This is a genomic window from Bacillus cereus group sp. MYBK101-2 (genome assembly GCF_051918845.1).
GTDB lineage: Bacteria > Bacillota > Bacilli > Bacillales > Bacillaceae_G > Bacillus_A > Bacillus_A paranthracis.
The window spans coordinates 175,481-182,459 of sequence record NZ_JBQAIE010000010.1; the positions used below are offsets into that span (position 1 = coordinate 175,481).

A 6,979-nucleotide genomic window follows, 5' to 3' on the forward strand; every position below is an offset into this window, starting at 1 on the left:
TGAAACTTGATGCTCATTTTTTTGTTTTATTCAGTTATTTGCAGATAGTAAAAGACGAACATTAATAGATGTTTTATAATAAAATGTAATTTTTTAAAGAAAAGTGCGGATATGAGTTGTGATTTATGTTAGAATGGAAAATGCCTTTGAAACAAGAGGTTTTATGATTTTTCCTATCCGATTGAAGGTTTTAAAGGAGAAATGGAAAGTTCGGATTATTTCTCGTTTTGAGTGGTCAGACGTTCAACGTTAATGAAGAGTTAAATGGAGGATTTTATTAATGAAGTTTGTTATGTTTCTTGTAGGATTACTCGTTGTATTTGTACTCGGTTTTCTTATAAGTGCCGATCGAAAGAAGATTAAGTATAAACCAATCGCAATTATGCTTGTTATTCAGTTAGCGTTATCTTATTTCTTATTAAATACACAAGTTGGTTATATTTTAGTAAAAGGAATTTCAGATGGATTTGGCGCGCTTCTTGGATATGCGGAAGCTGGAATCGTTTTCGTATTTGGTGGCCTTGTTAATAAAGGAGAGGTTTCATTCTTCTTAACAGCGTTATTACCAATCGTATTCTTTGCCGTTTTAATCGGAATTCTGCAACACTTTAAAATTTTACCGATATTTATTCGTGCTATTGGTACTTTGTTAAGTAAAGTAAATGGTCTAGGAAAATTAGAATCATATAACGCAGTAGCAGCTGCCATTGTTGGGCAAGCGGAAGTATTTATTACAGTAAAAGATCAATTAAGTAAAATCCCAAAACACCGTTTATATACATTATGTGCATCTTCTATGTCGACAGTATCGATGTCAATCGTCGGTTCTTACATGAAAATGATCGAACCAAAATATGTAGTAACAGCACTTGTATTAAATTTATTTAGTGGTTTCATTATTATTCATATTATTAACCCGTACGATATTACAGAAGAAGAAGATACACTGAAATTAGAAAATAAGAAAAAACAGTCATTCTTTGAAATGCTGAGCGAGTACATTATGCTTGGTTTTACAATCGCGATTACAGTAGCAGCGATGTTACTTGGTTTCGTAGCATTAATTACAGCAATTAATAGCTTGTTTGATTCCATGTTCGGTATTACATTCCAAGCTATTTTGGGATATATTTTCTCACCATTAGCATTCGTAATGGGTATCCCGCAAGCAGAGATGGTAACAGCAGGACAAATTATGGCAACGAAATTAGTATCAAACGAATTTGTTGCGATGCTTGATCTTGGAAAAGTAGCGGGTGATTTATCAACTCGTACAGTTGGAATTCTTTCTGTGTTCCTTGTATCATTTGCGAACTTCTCATCTATCGGCATTATTGCAGGGGCAACGAAAGGTATCGATGAAAATCAATCAAATGTTGTATCATCATTCGGTCTACGCCTTGTGTACGGTGCGACATTAGTAAGTATTTTATCAGCGATTATCGTTGGTGTTATGTTATAAAAAAGATGGTCCTAGCTCATAGCTAGGGCTATTTTTTTATGGTAAATTTGCATAGAAAAACCAATTAATTAGGAATATATTAACATATAAAAATCTTTTTAAATTTATATTGCTTTTCAGTTAGATAACGCTTACAATTTGATTTGTAGGTGGTATCAATTTCAGACTTTCAAGTATGGTAGGAGAGAAGAGGCTACCTTTAATAAATTGCAATTTATGTAAACGCTTACTGATTTTAGATAACAGTTGAATAGTATTTAGGGGTTTTAAATTTTTTTAACATCAATGGTCAGACGTCATTCGTTATACGACCAATAACTCGTGGGAGAAGTGGAGGATTCACATATGAAAATAGTAATGTTTCTAGTCGGTTTACTTGTAGTATTTGTACTAGGTTTCCTTATCAGTTCAGATCGTAAGAAAATTAAATATAAACCAATTGCACTTATGCTTGTCATTCAATTGGTACTTGCATATTTCTTACTAAATACAAAGGTCGGATTTGTATTAGTAAAAGGGATTGCAGATGGGTTTGGCGCTATTTTAAAATTTGCGGAAGCAGGGGTTAATTTCGTATTTGGTGGTCTAGCAAATGATGGACAAGCACCATTCTTCTTAACAGTATTATTACCAATTATTTTCTTAGCAGTATTAATTGGGATCTTACAACATATTAAAATTTTACCGATTATCATTCGTGCAGTCGGTTTCCTATTAAGTAAAGTGAACGGTTTAGGAAAACTAGAATCATATAATGCAGTAGCAGCTGCGATTGTTGGTCAAGGGGAAGTATTCATTACAGTAAAAGATCAATTAAGCAAATTACCGAAAAATCGTTTATACACACTTTGTGCATCTTCCATGTCAACAGTATCGATGTCAATCGTCGGTTCTTACATGAAAATGATTGATCCAAAATATGTAGTAACAGCACTTGTATTAAACTTATTTAGTGGATTCATTATCGTTCATATTATTAATCCATATGACGTGAAAGAAGAAGACGACATTTTAGAATTACAAGAAGATAAAAAGCAAACATTCTTTGAAATGTTAGGCGAATATATTATGCTTGGTTTCTCTATCGCTGTAACAGTAGCGGCGATGTTAATTGGTTTCGTAGCATTAATTACAGCAATTAATGGTGTGTTCGATTCAATTTTCGGAATCACATTCCAAAGCATTTTAGGATACATTTTCTCACCATTAGCATTCGTAATGGGTATCCCAACATCAGAGATGCTAACAGCAGGACAAATTATGGCAACAAAATTAGTAACGAACGAATTCGTTGCAATGCTTGACCTTGGTAAAGTAGCTGGTGATTTATCAGCTCGTACAGTAGGTATTTTATCTATCTTCCTTGTATCATTTGCGAACTTCTCATCTATCGGGATTATCGCAGGTGCAACGAAGAGTATCGATGGCAAACAAGCAAACGTTGTATCATCATTTGGCTTAAAACTTGTATACGGTGCAACATTAGTAAGTATATTATCAGCGGTTATCGTTGGGGTTATGCTTTAAGAATAAGAAAAGCAATGAGCGTATGGGCTCATTGCTTTTTTTGGTTTAGCTTGCTTTATCTAAGTTTCTTTTAAAACGTGGTTTCTCCAAATAAGTTCCAAGCCTCCATATATATTCAATAGGCCCCATTCGATATTTCCGTAGCCAATATGTGCTAGCAAATAATTGAATTGTATAGATTCCAATCGTTAAAAGAATACCGAAGAAATAGCCGATTTTACCGAATAAGCCAAAGCCGTATGCGTAAAAAATTGTTGTTGTGATAATAGACTGGGCCAAATAATTACTAACCGACATTTTTCCCATATTGGCCATGTATGTTAGTAGACGGGTTGCTTTTTTGTAATGGAATAATAAAATAATTGTGCTTCCGTAAAAGAAGGTCATGGTTACTGATGTAAGGCCATCTTGTAACATAATTAAAATTGGATGCTTTACGAACATGGCTAAGATTTTAATTGTAAAAGAGAAAATACCAGTGATAAGCCAAATCTTTTTGATAGAAGGTATGTGTTTATCAATCTCAAATAGCCAGCCCTTTTTTCCTACATACATTCCGAGTAAGAAAAGTGGGGACATAAAAATTATTGCGAAAATTGATATGAAAACTAGTCCGAAGAAACCGTTAATCCCAATATAATCGAAAGGACTTTCAGTTAACCTAAAGTTGACATGATCCATATAGCTTCCAGTTTCATGAACTTTATGCTCTTTTTCAATATAAGAAGCAAAATCATTAATATTTGTATTTGGATCAGTTTGATAAGACATAAGTGTAATGAGTGCGAGTAGAATAGTTGCCCAAATCAATAATGTTTTTGGTTTTCTATTTATAAACATCATTAAGAAAATCCCGATAAGTCCGTATGCAAATAAAATATCTCCGGACCAAATAAAGGTACCGTGAATGAAACCTAGTAGTAAAAGAATGCTAATACGTCTTATATATGTGGGGAAAAACTTTTTTCCTTTTGCGATAATACTTTTTTGTAACAAAATAATGCTAAGCCCAAATAAAAAAGAGAATAGGGAAATGAAATTTTGTGTGCCGAAAAATTGAATAAACCAATTAGCACTTTCATCGAGTTTTCCGAAAATATAAGTGGGTTTTTCATTAGCGAATAACCCGAATTGAATTAATGTTATATTAACAAGTAAAATGCCAAATAAAGCGAAACCACGAATTGCATCAACAGCTTCTACACGTTGATTCATTTTTTCTCTCCTCACATATTGTTTTATCCAGCATTAACGAGCAGTAAGACTCCCACCTCAAAATTTGCCGGGGGCAAAGAGATTAGGTGGGAGATCAACTGCCTGTAAAGACCCGATTAGTTCAACTAATAATCCGTGGTGGATGAACGCCCCCCACGGACCAAAGTTTCACTTTATATTGAAAATAATACCATTTTTTAACTAGTTCTATGTCAAATGCTAGGAATTTTAAGGTGATTTTAAGATAGAAAGCAAATAAAAAAATCACCTTAATCCATTCATTAAGGTGATTGAAATACTACTCAGCTGGAGGCGTAAATGTACGTTTCTCTAATTCAGCATCTAGCATAAATAATGCGTTTGAATCGCTTGTAATACGTTTTAATTTTTGGATGATGCTATCGAATGAAGCTTCTTCTTCTACTTGCTCATCGACGAACCATTTTAAGAATGTAATTGTTGCGTGTTCACGCTCATCCCAAGCGATATCAGATAAGTTGTAAATACGTTTCGTTACTTCACGCTCATGCTCAAGTGCCACTTCAAAAGCATTCAGTACAGATTCATATTCGTTATTCGGATTATCAAATCCAGTAATAATAGCGCGCTCACCGCGGTCATTAATATAGTTGTAAAGCTTCATCGCGTGGAAACGCTCTTCTTCAGCTTGTACAAGGAAAAAGTTAGCGAATCCATCGTAGCTTTCGGCTGTACAGTAAGCAGCCATTGCCATATAAGCGTGGGCAGAGTAAAACTCAAAGTTCATTTGATCGTTTAGTGCGTCGTGCAATTTTTTAGATAACATAAAATCCCCCTTAGTATTGTGACAAGAATATTATACCATAATTGATAATATTCTCATTTGGATGTCTCGAACCTTTTCGAAAGCTTTGTGACGTGTGCGTCCATAATGTCTTGTAAGTCTAAATCATATTTTTGCGAAAGAATAATAAGGTTAGATAGTACATCACCAAGTTCTTCTTTTAGTTCTTGTTTTAGCTCTTCTTCTGTTTTCGCGTCTTCATCAGGACGATCGCGACCGATTTCAATTGCGCGAACGACGCGTGAAACTTCCCCAACTTCCTCTGTTAAGAAATTTAAGCGAATAAAAGCATTATACTGTGACCAGCTTCGTTTTTCGTAAAATTCCTCCACCCATCTTTGAAATGCGACGATATCCATTTCTTTCTCATCCCCTCAATATGTTGTACAATGTTCATTGTATCATAACAATATATAGTTTTGGGGTGTGAGGATGAGAAAGATTTGTGTGTTTGCAGGTTCCAACTTAGGGGAGAGACCAGAGTTCAAAGAGCAGGCAATAGCGTTAGGAAAAATGTTTGTTGAGAACGAGTATGAGCTTGTATACGGTGGTTCTTGCGTCGGATTAATGGGAGAAGTAGCAAACGAAGTTCTTCGCTTAGGTGGCCGTGTAACAGGTGTTATGCCGCGCGGTCTATTTCGAGGAGAAATCGTTCATACAGGGTTAACAGAATTAATTGAAGTAGAAACGATGCATGAACGTAAAGCGAAAATGGCAGAGCTTGCGGATGCTTTCATCGCACTGCCAGGCGGATATGGAACGTTTGAAGAGCTATTTGAAGCAGTATGTTGGTCACAAATTGGTATACATAATAAGCCAGTTGGTTTATTGAACATAAAAGATTTTTATGGACCAATTTTGCAAATGGTTGAACGCGCAGCGGAAGAGGGATTTATGAATCCATCGAATAAAGAGTTAATCGTTGCCGCTGAGACGGCAGATGCACTCATTCATAAGATACAAAATTACGAGCGTCCTGTTTTAGGAACGAAGTGGAAGCAGTTATCATAATACAATTGTATAGATATTTTTGGAAACACATGTCATTTTATCTTGAAAAGGCATGTGTTTTTAATTTGGTTAAATATGTTAATGTTAAGGTGTAATGTTTTGGGAAAAGGAGAAATAAATGGAGGAGTTCGTATTTTTAAGGCCGGTTTTTAAATGTATTTTAGCAGCATCTATTCTTGTTATGCTAATTATTTCAACACAGAAGAAAGAGCGAATTAATGAATTTTCGCTTTGGTTTATTTCGATATTGTGTATCGGTGTTTCTGCGATTACGTTGTTTATGATTGGGTTTATCGTTGATGAGTATAATTTAAGTGGAGATCCACAATCGTTTTGTATGTTTATTGCGATTGGTTGTATTAGCGGTTTGAATTTTATTATTTATTATAGACGGCAATAAAAGAAGGCATTCCGTATTACTTTGGAATGCCTTTATCATTTTGATTACTTTGTTTTTTATACAAGTACCAGCCACCCCAGCCGCCACCAATTGCTAAGACAATGAGGAAAGCATAGTCTTTAACCTCGATACGTATATTGAAAATATTAGCTATAAGTAAGACAATCCCAACTGTTATTAACGCAAAAAATGCTCTAATTAAGTAGTCTTTCAACTGAACCACTCCCGCCATTTAAGTAGTAAATGATGAATATGGAAAAGCTTTTTTGGATCTATTTTACTAAAGGGTGTTACCTATATTTTAGCATAAAAGAGATTGTAATATATTGATGAAAGTGGGGGATGGGGAGGTGCTCATATTGTCGTGATTTGTCGGTAAGTCGATATAATTGAAAAATCGCTGATATATTGGTTGGAATCGCCGATATAATGATGATGTATAAAAGTATGTGTAAACATTTTTAGGCAAAAAATAAGGCAAAGTACCCCCTAGGTTTATCCAGAACCTAAAATGAAAGGAGACTTTGCCTCATGCCTAATA

General features: G+C 34.7%; 8 protein-coding genes. 4 read left to right on the forward strand and 4 right to left on the reverse strand.

What is annotated here, in order from left to right; translation table 11 throughout:
• Positions 1–280 precede the first annotated feature (280 nt).
• Positions 281–1,462 carry a NupC/NupG family nucleoside CNT transporter gene (locus ACTFSI_RS19345; protein WP_000673853.1) on the forward strand — a complete coding sequence of 394 codons (1,182 nt, stop codon included), beginning with the start codon at positions 281–283 and terminating at the stop codon, positions 1,460–1,462.
• A gap of 345 nt (positions 1,463–1,807) precedes the next feature.
• Entirely contained in the window at positions 1,808–2,989 is a 1,182-nt protein-coding gene (locus tag ACTFSI_RS19350) for a NupC/NupG family nucleoside CNT transporter (protein ID WP_000706846.1), read from the forward strand.
• A gap of 45 nt (positions 2,990–3,034) precedes the next feature.
• Here ACTFSI_RS19350 and ACTFSI_RS19355 read toward each other — a convergent pair whose 3' ends face one another.
• From ACTFSI_RS19355 to ACTFSI_RS19365, 3 genes are all read right to left on the reverse strand, one after another.
• On the reverse strand, positions 3,035–4,204 hold the full coding sequence (locus ACTFSI_RS19355) for a DUF418 domain-containing protein (protein ID WP_440045568.1): 1,170 nt from the start codon (positions 4,202–4,204) through the stop codon (positions 3,035–3,037).
• A gap of 298 nt (positions 4,205–4,502) precedes the next feature.
• Positions 4,503–5,009, reverse strand: a complete 507-nt coding sequence (locus tag ACTFSI_RS19360; protein WP_000949392.1) for a ferritin — start codon at positions 5,007–5,009, stop codon at positions 4,503–4,505.
• A 53-nt stretch (positions 5,010–5,062) separates the two neighbouring features.
• On the reverse strand, positions 5,063–5,386 hold the full coding sequence (locus ACTFSI_RS19365; RefSeq protein WP_000355748.1) for a MazG nucleotide pyrophosphohydrolase domain-containing protein: 324 nt from the start codon (positions 5,384–5,386) through the stop codon (positions 5,063–5,065).
• An 88-nt stretch (positions 5,387–5,474) separates the two neighbouring features.
• On the opposite strand from ACTFSI_RS19365, the gene ACTFSI_RS19370 reads away from it, so the two are divergent.
• Both ACTFSI_RS19370 and ACTFSI_RS19375 read left to right on the forward strand, forming a co-directional pair.
• Complete coding sequence (locus ACTFSI_RS19370; RefSeq protein ID WP_179192343.1) at positions 5,475–6,038, forward strand: TIGR00730 family Rossman fold protein; 564 nt, start codon at positions 5,475–5,477, stop codon at positions 6,036–6,038.
• A 118-nt stretch (positions 6,039–6,156) separates the two neighbouring features.
• Positions 6,157–6,438 (forward strand): hypothetical protein, encoded by a 282-nt coding sequence (locus ACTFSI_RS19375; protein ID WP_000390888.1) that lies wholly within the window; start codon positions 6,157–6,159, stop codon positions 6,436–6,438.
• A gap of 16 nt (positions 6,439–6,454) precedes the next feature.
• On the opposite strand, the gene ACTFSI_RS19380 is transcribed toward ACTFSI_RS19375, so the two are convergent.
• On the reverse strand, positions 6,455–6,652 hold the full coding sequence (locus tag ACTFSI_RS19380; protein WP_000656318.1) for a hypothetical protein: 198 nt from the start codon (positions 6,650–6,652) through the stop codon (positions 6,455–6,457).
• Positions 6,653–6,979 lie beyond the last annotated feature (327 nt).

Bases quoted from the DNA above. Each gene is read 5' to 3' on its own strand.
- ACTFSI_RS19345 (WP_000673853.1), top strand. From the start codon at position 281: ATGAAGTTTGTTATGTTTCTTGTAGGATTACTCGTTGTATTTGTACTC.
- ACTFSI_RS19350 (WP_000706846.1), top strand. From the start codon at position 1,808: ATGAAAATAGTAATGTTTCTAGTCGGTTTACTTGTAGTATTTGTACTA.
- ACTFSI_RS19355 (WP_440045568.1), bottom strand. From the start codon at position 4,204: ATGAATCAACGTGTAGAAGCTGTTGATGCAATTCGTGGTTTCGCTTTA.
- ACTFSI_RS19360 (WP_000949392.1), bottom strand. From the start codon at position 5,009: ATGTTATCTAAAAAATTGCACGACGCACTAAACGATCAAATGAACTTT.
- ACTFSI_RS19365 (WP_000355748.1), bottom strand. From the start codon at position 5,386: ATGGATATCGTCGCATTTCAAAGATGGGTGGAGGAATTTTACGAAAAA.
- ACTFSI_RS19375 (WP_000390888.1), top strand. From the start codon at position 6,157: ATGGAGGAGTTCGTATTTTTAAGGCCGGTTTTTAAATGTATTTTAGCA.